At 53.8% G+C, this 19,660-nt stretch carries 18 protein-coding genes; 9 read left to right on the top strand and 9 right to left on the bottom strand.

What is annotated here, in order from left to right:
• Positions 1-19: 19 nt before the first annotated feature.
• Positions 20-2,623, bottom strand: a complete 2,604-nt coding sequence (locus GY169_RS23110; RefSeq protein WP_167577205.1) for a sigma 54-interacting transcriptional regulator — start codon at positions 2,621-2,623, stop codon at positions 20-22.
• A gap of 326 nt (positions 2,624-2,949) precedes the next feature.
• On the opposite strand from GY169_RS23110, the gene GY169_RS23105 reads away from it, so the two are divergent.
• Positions 2,950-3,162, top strand: coding sequence for a DUF1471 domain-containing protein (locus GY169_RS23105; protein WP_163448697.1), 213 nt, complete (start codon positions 2,950-2,952; stop codon positions 3,160-3,162).
• 535 nt (positions 3,163-3,697) lie between these two features.
• A complete protein-coding gene (locus GY169_RS23100; protein WP_167577204.1) occupies positions 3,698-5,095 on the top strand; it encodes a carbohydrate porin in 1,398 nt (465 codons plus the stop codon).
• A gap of 107 nt (positions 5,096-5,202) precedes the next feature.
• On the opposite strand, the gene rhaM is transcribed toward GY169_RS23100, so the two are convergent.
• From rhaM to rhaB, 5 genes are all read right to left on the bottom strand, one after another.
• The gene (rhaM, locus tag GY169_RS23095; protein WP_163447335.1) at positions 5,203-5,517 is read right to left on the bottom strand and encodes an L-rhamnose mutarotase; all 315 of its coding nucleotides are present in this window, start codon (positions 5,515-5,517) and stop codon (positions 5,203-5,205) included.
• Positions 5,514-6,662, bottom strand: coding sequence for a lactaldehyde reductase (fucO, locus tag GY169_RS23090; protein ID WP_167577203.1), 1,149 nt, complete (start codon positions 6,660-6,662; stop codon positions 5,514-5,516). Before fucO ends, rhaM begins: the two co-directional genes overlap by 4 nt.
• 191 nt (positions 6,663-6,853) lie before the next feature.
• On the bottom strand, positions 6,854-7,684 hold the full coding sequence (gene rhaD, locus GY169_RS23085; protein WP_064540441.1) for a rhamnulose-1-phosphate aldolase: 831 nt from the start codon (positions 7,682-7,684) through the stop codon (positions 6,854-6,856).
• Between the two features lie 101 nt (positions 7,685-7,785).
• The gene (rhaA, locus tag GY169_RS23080; protein WP_167577202.1) at positions 7,786-9,045 is read right to left on the bottom strand and encodes an L-rhamnose isomerase; all 1,260 of its coding nucleotides are present in this window, start codon (positions 9,043-9,045) and stop codon (positions 7,786-7,788) included.
• Positions 9,042-10,511, bottom strand: a complete 1,470-nt coding sequence (gene rhaB / locus GY169_RS23075; protein ID WP_167577201.1) for a rhamnulokinase — start codon at positions 10,509-10,511, stop codon at positions 9,042-9,044. The genes rhaA and rhaB overlap by 4 nt, the downstream gene beginning before the upstream one ends.
• Positions 10,512-10,814: 303 nt before the next feature.
• Here rhaB and rhaS point away from each other — a divergent pair, with 303 nt between their 5' ends.
• The 4 genes from rhaS to yiiM all read left to right on the top strand — a co-directional run bounded on the left by rhaS (position 10,815) and on the right by yiiM (position 14,098).
• Positions 10,815-11,651: an HTH-type transcriptional activator RhaS gene (gene rhaS / locus GY169_RS23070; RefSeq protein ID WP_163447331.1), complete on the top strand. Its 837-nt coding sequence runs from the start codon at positions 10,815-10,817 to the stop codon at positions 11,649-11,651.
• A gap of 72 nt (positions 11,652-11,723) precedes the next feature.
• Complete coding sequence (rhaR, locus tag GY169_RS23065) at positions 11,724-12,575, top strand: HTH-type transcriptional activator RhaR (protein WP_167577200.1); 852 nt, start codon at positions 11,724-11,726, stop codon at positions 12,573-12,575.
• Positions 12,576-12,733: 158 nt separating this feature from the next.
• Complete coding sequence (gene sodA, locus GY169_RS23060) at positions 12,734-13,354, top strand: superoxide dismutase [Mn] (protein WP_163447329.1); 621 nt, start codon at positions 12,734-12,736, stop codon at positions 13,352-13,354.
• 6 nt (positions 13,355-13,360) lie between these two features.
• Entirely contained in the window at positions 13,361-14,098 is a 738-nt protein-coding gene (gene yiiM, locus GY169_RS23055; RefSeq protein ID WP_167577199.1) for a 6-hydroxyaminopurine reductase, read from the top strand.
• A 79-nt stretch (positions 14,099-14,177) separates the two neighbouring features.
• Here yiiM and cpxA read toward each other — a convergent pair whose 3' ends face one another.
• The gene (gene cpxA, locus GY169_RS23050; protein ID WP_163447327.1) at positions 14,178-15,551 is read right to left on the bottom strand and encodes an envelope stress sensor histidine kinase CpxA; all 1,374 of its coding nucleotides are present in this window, start codon (positions 15,549-15,551) and stop codon (positions 14,178-14,180) included.
• Positions 15,548-16,246 (bottom strand): envelope stress response regulator transcription factor CpxR, encoded by a 699-nt coding sequence (gene cpxR / locus GY169_RS23045; protein ID WP_064540403.1) that lies wholly within the window; start codon positions 16,244-16,246, stop codon positions 15,548-15,550. Before cpxR ends, cpxA begins: the two co-directional genes overlap by 4 nt.
• A gap of 149 nt (positions 16,247-16,395) precedes the next feature.
• On the opposite strand from cpxR, the gene cpxP reads away from it, so the two are divergent.
• The 3 genes from cpxP (at position 16,396) to pfkA (ending at position 19,089) form a co-directional block, all read left to right on the top strand.
• On the top strand, positions 16,396-16,896 hold the full coding sequence (gene cpxP / locus GY169_RS23040) for a cell-envelope stress modulator CpxP (RefSeq protein WP_163447326.1): 501 nt from the start codon (positions 16,396-16,398) through the stop codon (positions 16,894-16,896).
• Positions 16,897-17,035: 139 nt separating this feature from the next.
• Complete coding sequence (gene fieF, locus GY169_RS23035; RefSeq protein WP_163447325.1) at positions 17,036-17,929, top strand: CDF family cation-efflux transporter FieF; 894 nt, start codon at positions 17,036-17,038, stop codon at positions 17,927-17,929.
• Positions 17,930-18,126: 197 nt separating this feature from the next.
• Positions 18,127-19,089 carry a 6-phosphofructokinase gene (pfkA, locus tag GY169_RS23030; protein WP_064540394.1) on the top strand — a complete coding sequence of 321 codons (963 nt, stop codon included), beginning with the start codon at positions 18,127-18,129 and terminating at the stop codon, positions 19,087-19,089.
• An 82-nt stretch (positions 19,090-19,171) separates the two neighbouring features.
• On the opposite strand, the gene rraA is transcribed toward pfkA, so the two are convergent.
• A complete protein-coding gene (gene rraA / locus GY169_RS23025) occupies positions 19,172-19,657 on the bottom strand; it encodes a ribonuclease E activity regulator RraA (protein ID WP_035892355.1) in 486 nt (161 codons plus the stop codon).
• Positions 19,658-19,660 lie beyond the last annotated feature (3 nt).

Here is a 19,660-nt window from a genome sequence, read left to right as displayed (position 1 = left end):
GCCTGCGCTGGCAGCGCATTTAGCTGAGGGAGTCGGCCGCAATCCACGGTTCCATGATTTCATAAATCATCAGCACCTCGGTGAGCGGCAGCGTGATGTTGTACTTACGGTTTAGCGCCTGGAAGAAGGTGTCATGCACGGCGACAAAAGCTTGTTGTTCAAGCGTCAACTGCGCCTCTTCGCGATGACGAACGCCGTTGTTGACCATCACGCGTTCAATCATCAGCGCGATGTGCATAAATAAGTTAATGCGTAGATAGCTTTCAAAATGAATTTTGTAGAACGCTTCATACTGTTTAATCACAGCTTCTACTTCATCAATAATCACCACCGGGTTGAGGAAATTCAGGCGGCTGGCGACGCCCTCAACGGTAAACAACTTCACCACTTCCTCGACCATGGGTTCCAGCCCGCCGTCCATCAGCAAGCCGTTGAAGTAGTCGCGTTTTAGCACCTGGGTTTTTTCTTTAATCAGCTGTTCAACGCTAATCAGCGGGATATAACCCGCTTCAAGATCGGTGGTTGTAATGATCAGCCGCGTGCCGTTCAATGCCGGGTCGGCGCGGGCGATTTTCCATTTCAGATCGTCATATTCCATCGTGAGGATATCGATCTCATCCTGTACCAGGTAGCGCTGGACAATATCTTTCAGCTTGCGCGAAATGCCTTCGCCAGATATGCAGGAGATAATGATTTTATTGCCTGGGAGCATTCCAGCGTAGTAGCGCGTTTCCACGTCATACGCACCCTTTGCCCCCTCGATAATCGCCTCCATAGACAGCTTATCCTGAATCTTAGCTGCGATATCCAGCGCCATGGCGGTACTGACGTTGTTAATCACCAGCAGTTCGCCGTGCAGATGCAGTTTAATTTCTTCGTAGATCTCCTTGAGCGACCCCATATCGACGAGGATTATCAGGCCGTCGCCCTGCCTGAGGCGCGACAGGTGAGCGATCAACAGGTCAATAATTTCACGGGTAGAGGTGGCGTTGGGCATATCAAAGGCTTTGAAGTAGTAACCGCCGGTTAACTGGTTGGCGATACCGGCAATACTTGAGGCGGTGGAGCGCCCATGAGAGACGATAATGCCCTGGATTGGCGAATCCTCACCTGCCAGAGAATGGAAGATGCAGCTAAGTAAAGGCAGCAACAGCGGCAAAGGCGTGTTGACCACATGTTTCGCCAGCAGACTGATACACTCTTCCGCCAGCAGGCGCGCCTTCCCGGAGACATAGTCGGCAATGGTCTGGAGTTCATCGACCTGCTCAGTGTGTATAGGGGTGTGTAGCGCATAGGTCAGGCATAGCCAGATAGCTTTGCGGATCTCCTGTCCGCAGGGAACACCGGTCAGATTTTCCAGCTCATTGATGGCGTGCATAGTGTTCTGCCAGACGTAACCGCTATACAGCGCCTCCTGAGAGACAACGCCGTTTACCGTGGTCAGCAGGTTTTCAATTTTGCGGTTCAACAGCATGACGTTGCCACTGTGGCAAAACTCGCGAAAAATGATGTCATCGTGCATCGCTTTGGGTAGCAGCGTGTTGATATCCGGCTCGGTTGCCTGTTTGCCGGCGGAGATGACCAGCATTTCTCCGCTAGGGTGCGCACTGTGTAGTGCGATGACGTCCGCATCGCGATTATCGCTCCAGGCGCTGGCGCACATCACTTTGACCTGATTTTTCAGCTCGCCAATATTGCCGCGCACCGGCGACGTGACAAGCCGGTGCATGAGTTGATTATCCAGATGAATATCCCTGCGCAGACTGATCGCTTCCTGGCGCAGGAACAGATTCACCTGGGCAATCCGCTCGGTCAGGGGACGTGAAATAAAATTGGGGAGCGTCACCCGCACCGGTATGCGGCGGCGGAAGGTGTTGAGCAGTACCGTATCGATATTTTCGGTGGTGGCAAAGATAAAACGCAGCGAAGCCGGGTGACGGGTACGGTTATCGCCCAGCCGGTAGAAATAGCCTTTATCCATAAACAGGAACAGCTTCTCCTGATTCTCCGCAGACAGGCGATGTACTTCATCCAGGAACAGGAAACCCCCGTCGGCGTCGTCAAACGCGCCGCGTTTATCGCGATCAGCGCCGGTGAACGCGCCGCGGGTATAGCCGAACAGCGTGGCGGAAAGTAGCTCTGGGTTATTGGCATAATCGGCGCAGTTCAGTTCGACGAAGGGTTTATCGGCGGCGATGACACCGCGTTCCAGAGCGTACTGGTAGATAAGTGAGGCGAGGTGGCTTTTCCCTACGCCGCTCTCCCCTGAGAGTAAAATCGGTAAGCCATCGCCTGGGTAGTCTACCGCTGAGCGGCACAGCGCAATGGCTTCAGCCAGGCTGCCTTGCGCACCGATCAACGGCATAAAGGCATCGGTCTTTTTCGACACTAATCGGGACGACAAGGGTGTGGGTGCCCCGTTACGCTGGACAAAGAATCGTACCGGCCGGGTATTCTCCTTACTTAAGCGACCGTCATCGCAGAGCCTGTTCAGATAATGGCTAATTACGCTACGGTTCACCTGCATAAAGTCGGCGCAGTCCTGAGCCGTGAATCCTGAAGGGCTTTCCGCATAGTGGGTCAGTATTTTATGGAACAGTTTTTCTTTTGCTGACAGCGCCATTTATTCAATGTCCTGCATAGAGTAGAAAATAGCGTCGAAATAAATTAGACACTAGACACTAATATTGTTATTAGACACTTAATACTTTCCTCGTTTATTCAGGAAAGTAAAACCTTGTTTTAATCGGAATGTGATCGTGATCGACCGTTGTTTTTATTATGGAAATCATTGTGGGGAGGAGCGGTAACAGGCGATAAATATCGTGTCAAAAATTTTGAACAATAACGACAAATTACTCCGCTTTTAGTTGATAGAGATGTGACCTAATATTTATCTCATCAAGGCAACACGCCTTATCCAAACAACTAAATTAAAGGGTTTATATCATGAAAAGCATCAAAACTTTTGTCGCAGTTATGACTCTGGCCGCTTCTTTTGGTTCTTTCGCTGCGCAAACAGTGACCGCAACCGCCTCAACCATCGACGGCGCGGAAGCGAAAATTGCCGCTCAGGCCGAACAAGCAGGCGCCAGCTCCTACAAAATTACCCAGGCTTACACCGGTAACCGCGTGCATATGACCGCTGAACTGACTAAATAAGCCATTAGCTACTGTCGAAAGAGCGCCCTTGGGGCGCTTTTTTCGTTTCTGCCTGCCAGGCGACGTGACTTGCCACCTGTCCGCCGGGTGTGGATCGTCTCTTCCATCCCCATTCGCCGGGTTCGATTGAACATATATCGTGACCCAGGGCTGCGTGCTGGTGGTAGAGCAAAACTGAGTGTACAGCGATGAAGGTATATATAATTCTTTATCTACCACTATAAACTATATTATTTAAATAATGTTTAATTTCTATTTGTTTGTCTTTTCTATTGGTTGTTTATTATAAATAATATCCGGCACTCCTCTTTTATTCTCTTTCAGTGTTATCTCGCTCACGATCTTTCAAAGACCCTTATTTACGCGCTAAAGAATATTAGCTAGTGTTTTTCCGCCTATTAAGAAATGTGTCTTTTTTTTAAAGGTTGATGTCCTTTATTGAGTGGATGATAAAACATTCATCACCGTTATACAAATGCGCGTGAAATCTCTTTTGGGATTTCCAGGTAGTTATTTATTTCAAGGAAAGTAAATAATGAAGAAATCGACACTAGCTATTGCTATTGGATTATTATTAGTGGCCAATACCGGTTTCGCTAAAACAACGAAGATGACGTTGGAACAGCGACTGGAACAGTTAGAATCTCGTCTGGAAGCCGCAGAAAGCCGCGCCGATCGGGCTGAACAAAAAGTTCAGGACCTGCAGGTGCAGCAGGCAGCAGAGATTAAAGAAATTAAGACAGCGCAGGGCAATACGCCGGTAAACGGCCAGACCCCTGTGGAAGAGACGAAGAAAAACGCCACGATGCCCAATCTTCAGCTGACCGGGTATGGCGACCTGAAAATCTACGGCGATGTGGAATTCAACATGGATGGCGAGAGCCGCCGCGGCACGCTGACCAAGCTCAATGAAGATAAATCTATCGGGACGTGGGATATGGATGGCCGTATCCTGATCGGTTTTGACGGCATGCGGAAGCTGGATAACGGCCAATTCGCTGGCTTCTCCATCCAGCCGCTGGCTGATATGTACGGCAGCATGAACCTCGATGATTCATACTTCCACTTCGGTGAAGAAAACGACTGGAAAATTAAGGTTGGTCGTTTTGAAGCCGCCGATATGTTCCCGCTCAACCAGGATACCTTCGTCGAGCATTCTGGTAATACCGCCAACGACCTGTACACCGACGGTCAGGGCTATATCTATATGATGAAAGAAGGCCGCGGTCGTTCCGATGCGGGCGGCAACTTCCTGATGAGCAAGCAGGTTGATAACTGGTACTTCGAACTGAACTCGTTGATTGAAGACGGTACTACCCTGTTTGCCGACGGTGATAACGTCCAGACGGATGGCCGCACCTATCATGGTCGTAAGATGGAAAACGATAAAAACGTGGTCTATCTGCGCCCGGTCGTGAACTGGAAACCGACGTCCGAGCTCTCGTTCTCTGCGGCGATGGAATCGAACGTGGTCAACAATGCTTACGGTTATACCAACAGCAAAGGCGAGTTTGTCGATCAGTCTGATCGTACCGGTTATGGTTTAACCATGACCTGGGATAATACCAAAACTGATCCCGATAATGGCGTTATCTTTAACCTGAATACCGCCTATTTAGATGCGAATAATGAAGACGATTTTACTGCGGCCACTAATATCTGGTGGAAGAACTTTGAAGTCGGTTATATTTATGCGCATAACAAGATTAGCGACTTTAATGGCGTAGTCTGCGATAACGACTGCATTATTCAGGAAGAGGGTACCTACGATATTCATACCGTTCATGCTTCCTACTGGATTAAAAACGTAATGAATATGCAGAACTTTAATATTTATCTGGGTACCTATTACTCTAAAATCCAGAGTGACGAGAAGATTTCCTCAGACGACGATCGTTACGGCGCGCGCGTTCGCTTCAAATACTACTTCTAAAACAACAAAGGCCTCTGGAAACAGGGGCCTTTCTCTTTTATACGGCATAATTTATTGTAGAACGGATAAGCAAAGCGCCTTATCCGTCCTACGGGTAGGTCATCGAATTATGCCAGGTAAAACACTTCCTTCAGCTCTGCACTTACCGGGCTATTATCCGGATTAGACGGCATCACTTCGGTCATGTATTTCCACCAGCGCTGGCATACGTCGGTGTTGGCCACTGCATTCCAGCGTTCTTCAGACTCAATCTCCACGGTGGCGAACAACAGGTTGCGTGCTTGATCGAGATAAATCGCATAGTGGTGCGCGCCATGCGCTTTCAGCACAGCTTCCAGCTCCGGCCAGATAGGATTGTGGCGGCGCTGGTACTCTTCGTGTGCGTTGGCGTTCACCTGCATCACAAAGGCTTTACGGATCATAATGCCTCCAGGTACAGCTCGCGAACTTCATCGCGGCTGGCGGTACGCGGGTTGCAAGGCGCGCAAGGGTCTGCCAGCGCTTTATCCAGCCACCCTTCGATGTCTTCTTTGGTGACACCCAGTTTACTGAAACCTTCAGGAATGCCAACACGCGCGCTCAGCTGACGAATGGCGTTAATGGCTTCCATGCTGGCGGCTTCGTCGCTCATGTTGCGGGTGTCGACCCCCATCGCTTGCGCGACGCGAGCAAAGCGCGCCACCGCGTTCGGACGGTTAAAGTTTTCGATGATCGGCAGCAGGATGGCGTTGCACACGCCGTGCGGTAGATTGTGGGTTGCGCCCGGCTGATGCGCCAGCGCATGTACCAGGCCCAGACCGGCACTGTTGAATGCCATCCCCGCCAGATACTGACCAAAGGCCATCTGCTCGCGCGCTTCCAGGTTATGACCGTCGTCGACGGCTTTCGGCAGCCACAGGGTGATCAGACGGATCGCTTCCAGCGCGTTGGCGTCGGTCAGCGGGTGCGCGCCAACGGAAACATACGCTTCAACCGCGTGGGTCAGGGCATCCATACCGGTTGCTGCGGTGACCGAAGCCGGAATATCGAGCATCACGCTGGCATCGTCCACGGCGATGTCCGGAATAATATTCGAGTCGATAATAACTTCTTTCACCTGGCGGGCGGTGTCGATGATGACCGCGTTGCTGGTCATCTCGGCGGCGGTGCCGGCGGTAGTGTTGATTGCCACCAGGTGTACACCCGCGTTCAGCACCTTACCCACGCCTGAGTAGGCGGTAGATGGACCTGGGTTAGCGGTCAGGATCTTAATCGCTTTCGCGGTGTCGATTGGGCTGCCGCCGCCGAAAGCGATGATGTAATCACAGGATTCCGCCTGGTACGCGGCATAACCTTTTTGCACCAGTTCTTCGGTCGGGTTGGGGAAAACCTCATCGAAAAGGTGGTAAGACATTTTATGCGTATCCAGCGCGGTAAACAGGCTGTCCAGCAGGCCCAGTTTCACCAGCTGCCCGTCGGTAACGATCAGCGCTTTGCCCCACTGTTTCCCGGCAACCAGGTTAACCATATCGGCAATTGCGCCCGCGCCGTGCAGGCTGATTTTTGGCAGTGCTAACATAAAACTCATGGTGTTCTCCTTGATACCTATCTTGTTTAATTCCGTATTCCCTTCGGGGAGTAGCATGGTCTTTCAGGAAGGGAAGGTATGAGAGTGGCGCCACAATGGGCTAAAAACCTATCCCATTAGCTCAGCGTGAGACGGTTCTAAAGGGATAGGTTCTGACGCCTGACCTCGAGCGGCGAGGCCAGGCTATAGACTTACTTGTACAGATTTAATGCGCTGGCCATCGGCGTTACGCCAAAGCGCTGGCCGAGGGCAATCAGTTCTTGCTGTGTGATGGTCTGCTTCATGCCGCCCATTGAGTACACCTTCACCAGCACTTCTGCGGATTTTTCGGCGGTATCAATCAGACCAAAAGTTTCATCGAGCGTTGGGCCGCTGCCAAAGACGCCGTGGAACGGCCACAGCACCAGAGAATGCTGACGCATTTCAACGGCGGTCGCCTGACCAATTTCATCGGTGCCCGGCACCATCCACGGCAGAATGCCAACGCCGTCCGGGAAGACCACCAGACACTCGGTGCTGCCTTCCCACAGTTTGCGGGTGATCAGCGCGCTGTCGTTTTCCAGTACGTAGGTCAGGGCGATCAGGTTGGTCGCGTGGCAGTGCATGATGACGCGATCTTTGCCGTCAGTCAGTTTGATACGTTCGCAGTGCGACAGGAAATGCGCAGGCAGTTCGGAGGTGGGCACCGCTTCGTGAGTTAGCCCCCACAAAATGTGGTAACCCGCGCCGTCGCTATCCACTTTTACTACGCCGAGGTTAGCGGAGGGGTCGAGCTGCACGTTACGGAAGAATTTACCGGAACCGGTGACGATAAACGGCGTGTTCGCCAGCATTGGCATCGGTTGGCTCAGGGCGATATAGCGCGGCTCAGCGTGGAAATCAGCAGTGAATGGCGCGATATCCGCTTCGTCCAGACGCAGCGTCAGGTTGCCGCCGTTACGCTCGTCCCAGCCTTTTAACCAGGCGTCAGAGGTGGCTTTGATCATGCCCTGGACGAACCAGGAGTCGGTAATGTTCTGCATAGTCTTGTGGTTCCTGTTGTATCGGTGAGGTGTTTCCCCTCACCCTAGCCCTCTCCCCGCAGGGGAGAGGGGACTGTTCGGTGTTATCTGGAGAGGGTTAGTTACCCACGCTTGCTCAGGATCTCTTTCTCATACTGACGCACGTTCTCCAGCCACTGGCTGCCCGCTGGGGTATCGTTACGCTGGCAGTACATTTCCCACACCGCCTGCCATGGCAGGCACTTCTGCTCTTCCAGCAGCGCCAGACGTGCGGTGTAGTCGCCTTCAGCTTCCAGCTTGCGCAGCTCGGCGGTTGGCTCCAGCAGCGCGCGCAGCAGGGCTTTCTTCATGTTGCGAGTCCCGATAACCCACGCCGCGATACGGTTGATGGAGGCATCGAAGAAATCGAGACCGATATGCACGCGATCAAACAGGTTGTGACGGATGATTTCGCTGGCAATGGCCTGGGTTTCGTCATCCAGCAGCACAACGTGGTCGCTATCCCAACGCACCGGGCGGCTGACGTGCAGCAGCAGGCGGGGTACATACAGCATGGCGGCGGAGATTTTGTCGGAGATCACTTCAGTCGGGTGGAAGTGGCCGGCATCCAGACACAGCGCGGTCTGGCGGCTGGTGGCATAGCCCATATAGAACTCGTTGGAGCCCACGGTGTAGCTTTCTGCGCCGATACCGAACAGTTTGCTTTCCACGGCGTCAATGTGGTGCGCCGGGTCCAGTTTCTCGCTGATCACTTCATCCAGCGCGGCGGCCAGACGCTGGCGCGGCGCCAGACGGTCAACGGTGACATCTTTCATGCCGTCCGGGATCCAGATGTTCATCACCGACGGTGTGCCCAACTGTTCGCCGAAATAAGCGGAAACGCGGCGGCTGGCCTTGCAGTGGTCAATCCAGAACTGGCGGATTTTCGGATCGGCGTGGGACAGGGTAAAGCCATCTGCGCTCAGCGGGTGTGAGAAGCAGGATGGGTTGAAGTCGAGACCCAGCTTGTGTTTTTTCGCCCACTCAACCCAGTTTTTGAAGTGCTCGGGTTTGATTTCATCACGCGCGACCGGCGTATCCGACTCGAGATAGATCGCGTGCAGGTTCAGACGTTTTGGCCCCGGAATCAGGCTTAACGCCTGCTCCAGATCGGCACGCAGTTCGCTGGCGTTACGCGCTTTGCCCGGATAGTTGCCGGTTGCCTGGATCCCACCCGTTAAGTTGCCCTCTGGGTTTTCAAAACCCGCGACGTCATCGCCCTGCCAGCAGTGCATGGATACCGGCAGGCGATCCAGCTGGCGCAACGCCTCTTCGACGTCGATACCGACGGCGGCATAGCGCTGTTTCGCGAGTTCCCAGGCTTGGTCAAGTTGAGTGGTCATGCGCAAAGCTCCTTTGTCTGTCGTTGTTGCTGAAACTGCGCAACGTAGCGGGCAATTTCATGGTCAGGATGAGGGGTGAAGGTGGTGAGACCGTAGTTATGGGTCACGACCTTGCGGAAATCATCGACGTTGGAAAGTTCGTCCAGCGCCATTAATTGGATGCCGATATTACCCAGCGTTGAGGCTTCGATTGGCCCCGCCACCACGGTGATGCCGCAGGCATCGGCGCACAGTTGGTTCAGCAGATGGTTCTGGCAGCCGCCGCCCACGATATGCAGTTGGCTAAATGGCTTGCCGCGTAGCTGCGCCAGCTCGTTGAGCACGTCGGCGTACAGCAGCGCGAGGCTGTCGAAAATGCAGCGCGCCAGCTCGGCGGCGTTGGCAGGCACCGGTTGTGCCGTTTCGCGGCAGGCAGCCTGAATTTCGGCGCTCATGTTGTGTGGGTTAATAAAGCGGTCGTCGTTGGGGTTGATCAGCCAGCGGCAGGCGGGCAGCTTCGCGGTATCCGCGATGAGCGTCGGCAGATCACTCACGTTCTGCTCTTTCAGCACACGCTGTAGCAGCCACAAACCCATAATGTTTTTCAGCACCCGATAGCGGCCTTCGGCACCGCCCTCGTTAGTGATATTCGCGCGCTGCGCTTGCTCGCTGGTGTAAGGCGTTTTGCTCTCAAAGCCCATTAGCGACCAGGTGCCGGAAGAGAGGTAGGCGGCATCATGGCTTGCCAGCGGCGATGCAATCACCGCGCTGGCGGTGTCATGGCTGGCGACGGCAATGACCGGAATATTGTTACCCTGTGGGCAAACCCAATGACCAATCACGTTACCTGGATGCGTCGGCGTGCCAAACCAGGAGGCCGGCGCGCCGGTCCAGTTGAGCAGGTCTTCGTCCCAGCTATCGCTGTTGATATTCACCAACTGCGTGGTTGTGGCGTTGGTGTACTCCCAGTTCATCTTGCCGGTCAGACGGTAACTGAAATAGTCCGGGATCAGCAGCGCGTGAGTCGCCTGAGCGACCAGTTCCGGCTGTTGTTCAACCAGCGCGCGCAGTTGATATAGCGTATTGAACGGCAGGAACTGAATGCCGCTGCGGCGGTAAATATTGCTTTTACCTAACTGTTCCATCGCCATGGCCATCACGCCGTCGGTGCGGCTGTCGCGATAGGCGACCGGCAGGCCGACACGCTGGCCATTTTTATCCAGCAGCACGTAGTCAACGCCCCAGGTGTCGATACCGATGCTGTCGATACGGATGCCTTCATCGCACACCTTGTTAAGGCCGGTGCGGATTTCTGCTTCCAGGCTGTCGATGTTCCAGGTATCAAAACCATCCTGCTGATGCAGGCTGTTCGTGAAACGGTGGATTTCGCGCAGTGAAAGCAAACGCGACCGGGCATCGTAGCGCGCCAGCATTACGCGTCCGCTTGAAGCGCCTAAATCGACGGCCACACAATGGCGAAGAGTCATGGCAAAAGTCCTTCTGAGAGTCATTACCGCTCAGTCTAAAAAAAGGACACCGCCACTACCTTCTCGTTACTGACAGACGCTATTGGGCGCTGGCAAGAAAGCAAAGATGAACGTGAGAGAGTTCACAAATTCCTGCGATCATGCCGCTTTCAGGGGGTGTGATACTGACCTCATTTCCCGAACTTTCCGGCTGTTTCTTGAAAAAATGACCGGGTTTGCGCGCTTTGCTGTCAAAACGTCAAGGTGAGAACCCTCAGCGGATATTACTATCCTGATAACATTTCTCATCTGGTGGGCGTTGTTATGACCGTATTACACAGCGTGGATTTCTTCTCTTCCGGTAAGTTGCCTGTTGCGATCGAACCTCGACTTCCTCAGGCGGCTTTTCCTGAGCATCATCATGATTTTAATGAGATTGTTATTGTTGAGCACGGCACGGGTATTCATGTGTTCAATGGCCAGCCGCATACCATTTGTGGTGGCACCGTTTGCTTCGTGCGCGACGTCGATCGCCATCTGTATGAACATACCGACAATCTCTGTCTGACAAACGTGTTATATCGTGCCCCGGATGCTTTCCAGTTCTTGTCAGGTCTGAACAAACTGCTGCCGCAGGAACTTGATGGCCACTATCCTTCCCACTGGCGTGTTAACCAGAGTACGTTACAGCAGGTGCGAGCGATTGTGGGTCAGATGGAAGAAGCCAATGACAGTACCGATATGATGTCGCTGGCCAACCGAGAAATTCTGTTTATGCAACTACTGGTCTTGTTACGTAAAGGCAGTCAGGTGCAAGGCGCTATCGATAACGATGCCCGACTAAACCAGTTGATGGCGTGGCTGGAAGATCACTTTGCTGAGGACGTATGTTGGGAAGGGTTGGCCGAGCAGTTCTCGCTATCGCTACGTACGCTGCACCGCCAGTTGAAGCACTGTACCGGCCTGACGCCGCAGCGTTATCTGAACCGTCTGCGGCTGATTAAAGCGCGGCACCTGCTGCGCCACAGCGATGAAAGCGTGACCGATATTGCTTACCACTGCGGGTTTGGTGACAGTAACCACTTCTCCACGCTGTTCCGTCGCGAATTTAACTGGTCGCCGCGCGATATCCGCCAGGGCCGGGATACGCTGCTTCAGTAACGCGAAGGCAATCACCGTTTTTTACCGCAAAACGGCTAATAATAGTGAGTTGTTAGTCGTTGAGGTATCAGCGTGTCAGGCCAGTTAATCCTTCGAAAAGACGAGTTTTTCGCCAGTACCGCACAGGCCGTTGCGGTGGCGGATCGTTATCCGCAAAACGTTTTTGCTGAGCATACCCACGAATTTTGCGAGCTGGTGCTGGTCTGGCGCGGCAACGGCCTGCACATCCTCAATGACCGTCCCTACCGTATTACCCGCGGCGATCTGTTCTATATTCGTGCCGAAGATAAACACTCCTACGCTTCGGTTAACGATTTGGTTTTGCAGAATATTATCTATTGCCCCGAACGCCTGAAGCTTAATCTTGACTGGGTCAGCCATATTCCTGGATTGCGCGGTTCGCCCTGGGTGCCGCACTGGCGCATTGGCAGTACCGGAATGACACAGGCGCGGCAGATTATGACCCAGCTGGAGCACGAGAGCCGCAAAGAAGACGCGCTGGCAAACCAGATGTCTGAACTGCTGTTTGCCCAACTGGTGGTGTGCCTGAAGCGCTATCGTTACGCGACGGATAATCTGGCGGCAACGCAAAGCGAAGCGTTGCTGGATAAACTGCTCACCGCGCTGGCGGGCAGTCTGAACCGGCCTTTCGTATTGGATTCCTTCTGTGCGCAACAGGGATGTAGCGAGCGAGCGCTACGCCAGCAGTTCCGCAGCCAGACCGGCATGACCGTAAACCATTACCTGCGCCAGCTGCGCATTTGCCACGCGCAGTACCTGTTGCAACACACTGAGCTGCTGATTGGTGAAGTGGCGATGCGCTGTGGGTTTGAGGACAGCAATTACTTTTCCGTGGTGTTCAACCGCGAGATTGGCATGACGCCGGGGCAGTGGCGTCAGCGCAGTCGTATCCCCGTCAATTAACCTGAATGCCGCGTGTTATCAGGGGCATAACAAATTGTTATAACCTTATAAAAACTACGGCATTGATAATCATTTTCAATATCATTTAATTAACTATAATGAACCAACTGATTACGCGGCGTTTACAGGTTTGCCGCCCGACAATAATGGAGATGATTATGAGCTATACCCTGCCGTCACTGCCTTATGCGTACGATGCCCTGGAACCGCACTTCGACAAACAGACGATGGAAATCCATCACAGCAAACACCACCAGGCTTACGTGAACAACGCTAATGCAGCGCTGGAGAGCCTGCCGGAGTTCGCTTCTCTGTCTGCTGAAGAACTGATCGCGAAACTGGATCAGCTGCCGGCGGATAAGAAAACCGTTCTGCGTAACAACGCCGGCGGCCACGCTAACCACAGCTTCTTCTGGAAAGGCCTGAAAAAAGGCACCACCCTGCAGGGTGATCTGAAAGCGGCTATCGAGCGTGACTTCGGTTCCGTTGACAACTTCAAAGCTGAATTCGAAAAAGCAGCAGCAACCCGTTTCGGCTCCGGCTGGGCGTGGCTGGTGCTGAAAGGCGACAAACTGGCTGTGGTTTCTACCGCTAACCAGGATTCCCCGCTGATGGGTGAAGCCATTTCCGGCGCTTCCGGCTTCCCGATCGTGGGCCTGGACGTTTGGGAACACGCTTACTACCTGAAATTCCAGAACCGCCGCCCGGACTACATCAAAGAGTTCTGGAACGTGGTGAACTGGGACGAAGCAGCAGCGCGTTTCGCCGCTAAAAAATAATTTGCATTGCACGTCTGTAGAAGCGAGTCTGATGACTCGCTTTTTTTGTATCCGCGTAAGGAGCAGCAGATGCATTATCCGGTTGACGTGTTTATTGGCAAAATTCGTGATTATGACGGCAGCCGCCCGAGCGCTATCGCCAAGGTGCAAATCGACGGCGAGCTGGAACTGACCGAGCTGGGACTGCTTGGCGATGAGCAGGCCGAAAAGAAAATCCACGGCGGCCCCGACCGCGCGCTGTGCCACTATCCCCGCGAACACTATGCCGAGCTGATTCGTGAATTCCCCGAACAGGCCGAACTGTTCTGCGCCCCCGCCTTTGGTGAAAATCTTTCGACGGAAGGCATGACCGAACACAACGTGTTTATCGGCGATATTTATCGCTGGGGTGAGACGTTGATTCAGGTCACCCAGCCGCGTTCTCCGTGTTTTAAGCTCAATTTCCACTTTGCTATCAGCGATATGGCTTCTCAGATGCAGCGCAGCGGCAAGGTGGGCTGGCTGTATCGGGTGATTGCGCCGGGTAAGGTTTCCACTGACGCTCCGCTGGAGCTGGTGTCGCGCCTGAGCGATGTTTCGGTGTATGACGCCGCTGCCATTGCCTGGCATCTGCCTTTTGATGACGACCAGTATCACCGCCTGCTGAGCGCAGCCGGACTGTCCGTCAGCTGGAGCAGAACCATGCAGAAGCGCCGCATGAGCGGCAAGATTGAAGATAACAGCCGAAGATTGTGGGGCAAGTAATCCTGATAAGCGTAACGCCATCAGGCGGTCAAACGCACATGGCCAAAAAAATCGGCCTGCATATGCAGGCCGATGGTTTCTAGGTTCGCTTGTACAGCGGTAACCACAGCGTCAGGCGCAAGCCGCCGAGCGGGCTGTCATCAGCCTTCACCCAGCCGCGGTGCTGCTGCATGGCGCTTTCAACAATCGCCAGTCCCAGCCCCGTACCGCCAGACTCACGGTCGCGTGCCTCGTCGGTGCGATAGAACGGGCGGAATATCTGCTCGCGATCTTCCGGGCTGACACCCGGACCGTCGTCGTCCACGTGAACGGTGACGCCGTCTTTATCCACCGAGAAGCTCACGGCGATTTTCGTGTGCGAGTAGCGCAGCGCGTTACGGACGATGTTCTCCAGCGCGCTTTCCAGCGCGTTCGGGTTGCCGTACAGCGGCCACGGCCCCGGCGGATAGTCAACGTTGAACGTTTTACCCATCTGCTCGGCTTCGAACGCGGCGTTATCCAGCACCTCGCCCCACAGCTGATTCGCCTTCAGCGTCTCACTCACCAGTGCGCTTTTCTGCTGATTTCGCGACATCACTAACATGTCGTTGATCATGCTATCCAGACGTTGCGCTTCTGTCTCAATACGCTCCAGCTCTTTGCTTTCACCGCTGCGGCGACGTAGCAGCGCCGTGCCCAGTTGCAGACGCGTTAACGGCGTGCGCAGCTCGTGGGAGATATCGGAAAGCAGACGCTGCTGGGAGGTCATCATCCGTTCCAGCGCCATCACCATCTGGTTAAAACTGGCCCCTGCCGCCAGAAACTCCTGCGGCCCGGATTCCAGTTCGGGATGCTGGCGCAGGTTGCCCTGAGCGACTTCATCCGCGGCGTTTTTCAGCTTACGTGCCGGTTTTGCCAGGCTCCACGCCAGCCACAACAGCAGCGGCGCGCTGACCAGCATGGTGACGATCAACAGCAACAGCGGCCGGTCGAACAGCAGGTTGATAAAGTCAGACTGCGAACTGCTGGCCGGACGGATTAAGTACAACTGATAGTTATCTTCACCGTCACGAATCGAAAATGGCCCGACTAACTCCACGCGCCCGTATTTCTTCTTCTGCGGATGGTCGGCGTTGTCCGACTGTCCGATAAAGTTACGGATAATCTGCATTTCGTTGCGTTCTGCGCCAATCACGCGGCCTTCGCTGGTGACCAGCAGCAGACGCTGGCCCGGCGGAGCCCATTTATCAATCGCGCGGAACAGCCGACGCCACCACATCAAATCGTTGGGGGGATCGTTGGCCAGCTCTTCTTCAACGTGCTGTTCGATCATGATGCCCTGACGCTGCTCGCTATCCAGCAGTTCGGTCATCTGACGCGAGTCGAGCTTGGGTAACATCAAAACCAGCATCAACACCAGCGCCAGGGTTAACCAGAAGATGGCGAAGATGCGGGCGGTTAAACTTCCTATCATGAAGCGGAGACCATCAGGTAGCCGCGACCACGCAGGGTTTTAAACCACGGATGACCGTCTTTACGTTCCGGCAGCTTACGACGCAGGTTGGAAATGTGCATGTCGATTGCGCGATCGAACGGCGTTAAGCGTTTGCCCAGCACTTCCTGACTTAAATGTTCGCGCGACACCACCTGACCCAAATGCTGTGCCAGCAAATAGAGCAGGGTGAATTCGGTGCCGGTGAGCTCCAGGGTTTGACCATCGAAGCTGGCTTCCTGGCGGCCTGGATTCAGGCTCAGGGCGTCGACTTCTACGGTAGGCGAACTGGCATCGCTACTTTGCTGCTGTTCGCTCCAGTGCGAACGGCGCAAAATAGCGCGGATACGCGCGACCAGCTCACGGTCGTTAAAGGGTTTCGGTAAATAGTCATCTGCGCCCAGTTCAAGGCCCAGAACGCGATCCAGCTCGCTTCCGCGGGCGGTCAGCATAATGACGGGAGTCTGGTGTGTTTGTCGTAATTCTTTCAGCGTGTCGATTCCGTTCTTTTTCGGCATCATCACGTCGAGTAAAAGTAGGTCGATGCTGTCATCAAGAAGCGCAAGCGCCTGTTCGCCATCATGGGCAACCAGAACGTTAAAGCCTTCCATATCAAGCAGTTCCTTAAGTAAGGAAGTCAGCTCTCGGTCATCATCAACTAGTAAAATTTTATTCATATTTTCATCCCTCCGAGGCAGAAATTACGTCATCAGAGCCAGCTAATCCATGACTTTACGTTGTTTTACACCCCCTGACGCATGTTTTCAGCCTGAATCGTAAACTGTCTCTCGTTGAATCGCGACACAAAAGTTTTTGGGAGCATGTGATGCGCAATGTTATCGCTGCCGTCATGGCCTCAACGCTGGCATTCAGTGCACTAAGCCAGGCCGATGAAGTCGTCACCAGCGTTAACTGGCACCCAGCGGAAGATAATTCGCTGCGAAACGGCCAGGGTCATATGTTCGACGGTATTAGTTTAACCGAACATCAACGCCAGCAAATGCGCGATTTGATGCAACGGGCGCGACACGATCGCCCACCCGTTAATGTTAGCGAAGTGGAGGCAATGCATCGCCTTGTCACCGCAGAAAAATTTGATGAAGCCGCTGTGCGCGCCCAGGCCGAAAAAATGGCCGAGGAGCAGGTGAACCGCCAGGTTGAAATGGCGAAGGTTCGCAATCAGATGTATCGCCTGCTAACGCCAGAGCAGCAAGCGGCTTTAAATGAGAATCACCAGCAGCGAATGGAGCAGCTGCGTGACGTTGCACGGATGCAACAAGGTTCGAATGTGAATCTGTTTAGTAGCAATACCCGTAGCAACCAGTAACAAACCCTGTTTTTCCTTGCCATAGACACCATCCCTGTCTTCCCCCTCATGATGAGGGGGTTTTTTTTGCCCTAAATGCGACACGGTGCGCTGCATAAACATTCCGCTATACTACGCAGATCTGAAGTCAGGAGTGTTTATGAATCAATCTTATGGCCAGTTGGTCAGCCGCGCGGCAATTGCGGCAACGGTAATGGCCTCGCTGTTGCTGATCATTAAAATTTTTGCATGGTGGTTTACCGGTTCGGTCAGTATTCTGGCGGCGCTGGTGGACTCACTGGTGGATATTGCTGCCTCGCTGACCAACCTATTGGTAGTGCGTTACTCACTGCAACCGGCTGATGAAGAGCACACATTTGGTCATGGGAAAGCAGAATCGCTGGCGGCGCTGGCGCAAAGTATGTTTATCTCCGGTTCCGCACTGTTCCTGTTTTTGACCGGTATTGAACATCTGGTTCGCCCTACGCCGATGAGCCAGCCGGGCATTGGCGTGGCGGTAACGGTTATTGCCTTAATCAGCACTCTGGTTCTGGTGACGTTTCAGCGCTGGGTGGTGCGAAAAACCCAAAGCCAGGCCGTTCGGGCGGATATGCTTCATTATCAGTCTGATGTTATGATGAACAGCGCAATTCTTGTTGCACTCGGTCTCTCCTGGTACGGTTGGCATCGTGCCGATGCGCTGTTTGCATTAGGAATTGGCATCTATATTCTATATAGCGCGTTACGTATGGGGTACGAAGCGGTTCAGTCGCTACTGGATCGCGCGCTGCCCGATGAAGAACGCCAGGAAATTATCGACATCGTGACCGCCTGGCCGGGCGTAAGCGGTGCTCACGATCTCCGTACGCGGCAGTCAGGGCCGACCCGCTTTATTCAGATCCATCTGGAAATGGAAGATAACCTGCCGCTGGTTCAGGCGCATCACGTTGCCGACCAGGTGGAGCAGGCGATTTTGCATCGCTTTCCCGGTTCCGACGTGATTATTCACCAGGATCCATGCTCTGTTGTCCCGCAAGGCAATAGCGGCATTTGAACTTTCGCAGTGGTTGTACAAAGTGTGAGCTAAATCGGCATTATTTGTATAAATAACCGCCGCTTAGCCTGACCTGAATCAATTCAGCAAGAAGCGCTTGATATACTATCTCTACATAGAGTCGTTCTCTCCCCCAACAGTGGGAGCGCTTCGGGCAGAAGAATTAATTTTTAGCATTCCTAAGTTCAGAGGTAGTCATGATTAAGAAAATCGGTGTGTTGACAAGTGGCGGTGATGCGCCAGGCATGAACGCCGCGATTCGCGGCGTGGTGCGCGCGGCGTTGACGGAAGGCCTGGAAGTGATGGGCATTTACGACGGTTATCTGGGCCTGTATGAAGACCGCATGGTCCCGCTTGACCGTTACAGCGTGTCCGACATGATCAACCGTGGCGGCACCTTCCTGGGCTCCGCGCGCTTCCCGGAATTCCGCGACGAAAACGTTCGCAACGTGGCTATCGAAAACCTGAAAAAACGCGGCATTGATGCGCTGGTGGTTATCGGCGGCGACGGTTCCTACATGGGTGCTATGCGTCTGACCGAAATGGGCTTCCCGTGCATCGGTCTGCCGGGCACCATCGACAACGATATCAAAGGCACTGACTACACCATCGGCTTCTTCACCGCGCTGAGCACCGTGGTAGAAGCGATTGACCGTCTGCGTGACACCTCTTCTTCTCACCAGCGTATCTCCGTTGTTGAAGTGATGGGCCGCTACTGCGGTGACCTGACTCTGGCGGCAGCTATCGCAGGCGGATGCGAGTTTATCGTGGTGCCGGAAATCGAATTCAAACGTGACGACCTGGTTGCGGAAATCAAAGCGGGCATCGCAAAAGGTAAGAAACACGCGATCGTCGCGATTACCGAACACATGTGCGATGTTGACGAACTGGCGCACTTTATCGAAGCAGAAACGGGCCGTGAAACCCGTGCGACCGTTCTGGGCCACATCCAGCGTGGCGGCTCCCCGGTGCCTTATGACCGTATCCTGGCATCCCGTATGGGCGCGTACGCCATTGAACTGCTGCAGCAGGGCTTCGGTGGCCGTTGCGTCGGTATTCAGAACGAAAAACTGGTTCACCATGACATCATCGACGCGATCGAAAACATGAAGCGTCCGTTCAAAGGTGACTGGCTGGAATGCGCTAAGCAGCTGTACTGATTCACATTTGCCCGGAAACGGGCAGATTTGAGCGAAAAAAAAGCCTTCTCAGTGAGAAGGCTTTTTTACAGGTTCATGGCGCTTATTCAATATCCAGCGCATCTTCCGACAGAATAATACCGGTATTGTCGGCATACAGATGGTCGCCGGAGAAGAAGGTGACACCACCGAAATTAACGCGTACGTCGCTTTCGCCGATGCCTTCGCCCGCCGCGCCGACCGGAATCGCCGCGATGGCCTGAATGCCGATATCCAGCTCTTCTAAATCATCGACCTGACGCACAGCGCCGTACACCACAATGCCTTCCCACTCGTTCTGAGTGGCCAGACGGGCGAGGTCGGCGTCGATCAGTGCGCGGCGGACAGAACCACCGCCGTCGACCAGCAGAATGCGGCCACGACCGTTCTGTTCGAGCAGATCGTACAGCAACCCGTTATCCTCGAAACATTTCACGGTGATGATTTGCCCACCGAACGACAGCCGCCCGCCAAAGTTAGAGAACAGGGGTTCTACTACGTTGACATCTTCCTGGTAGATGTCGCAAAGCTCGGAAGTATCGTATTTCATAGG

The sequence above is a fragment of the Kluyvera genomosp. 3 genome, assembly GCF_011765685.1.
Taxonomy (GTDB): domain Bacteria; phylum Pseudomonadota; class Gammaproteobacteria; order Enterobacterales; family Enterobacteriaceae; genus Kluyvera; species Kluyvera georgiana_A.
This window is presented reverse-complemented; position numbering and strand designations above follow the sequence as displayed.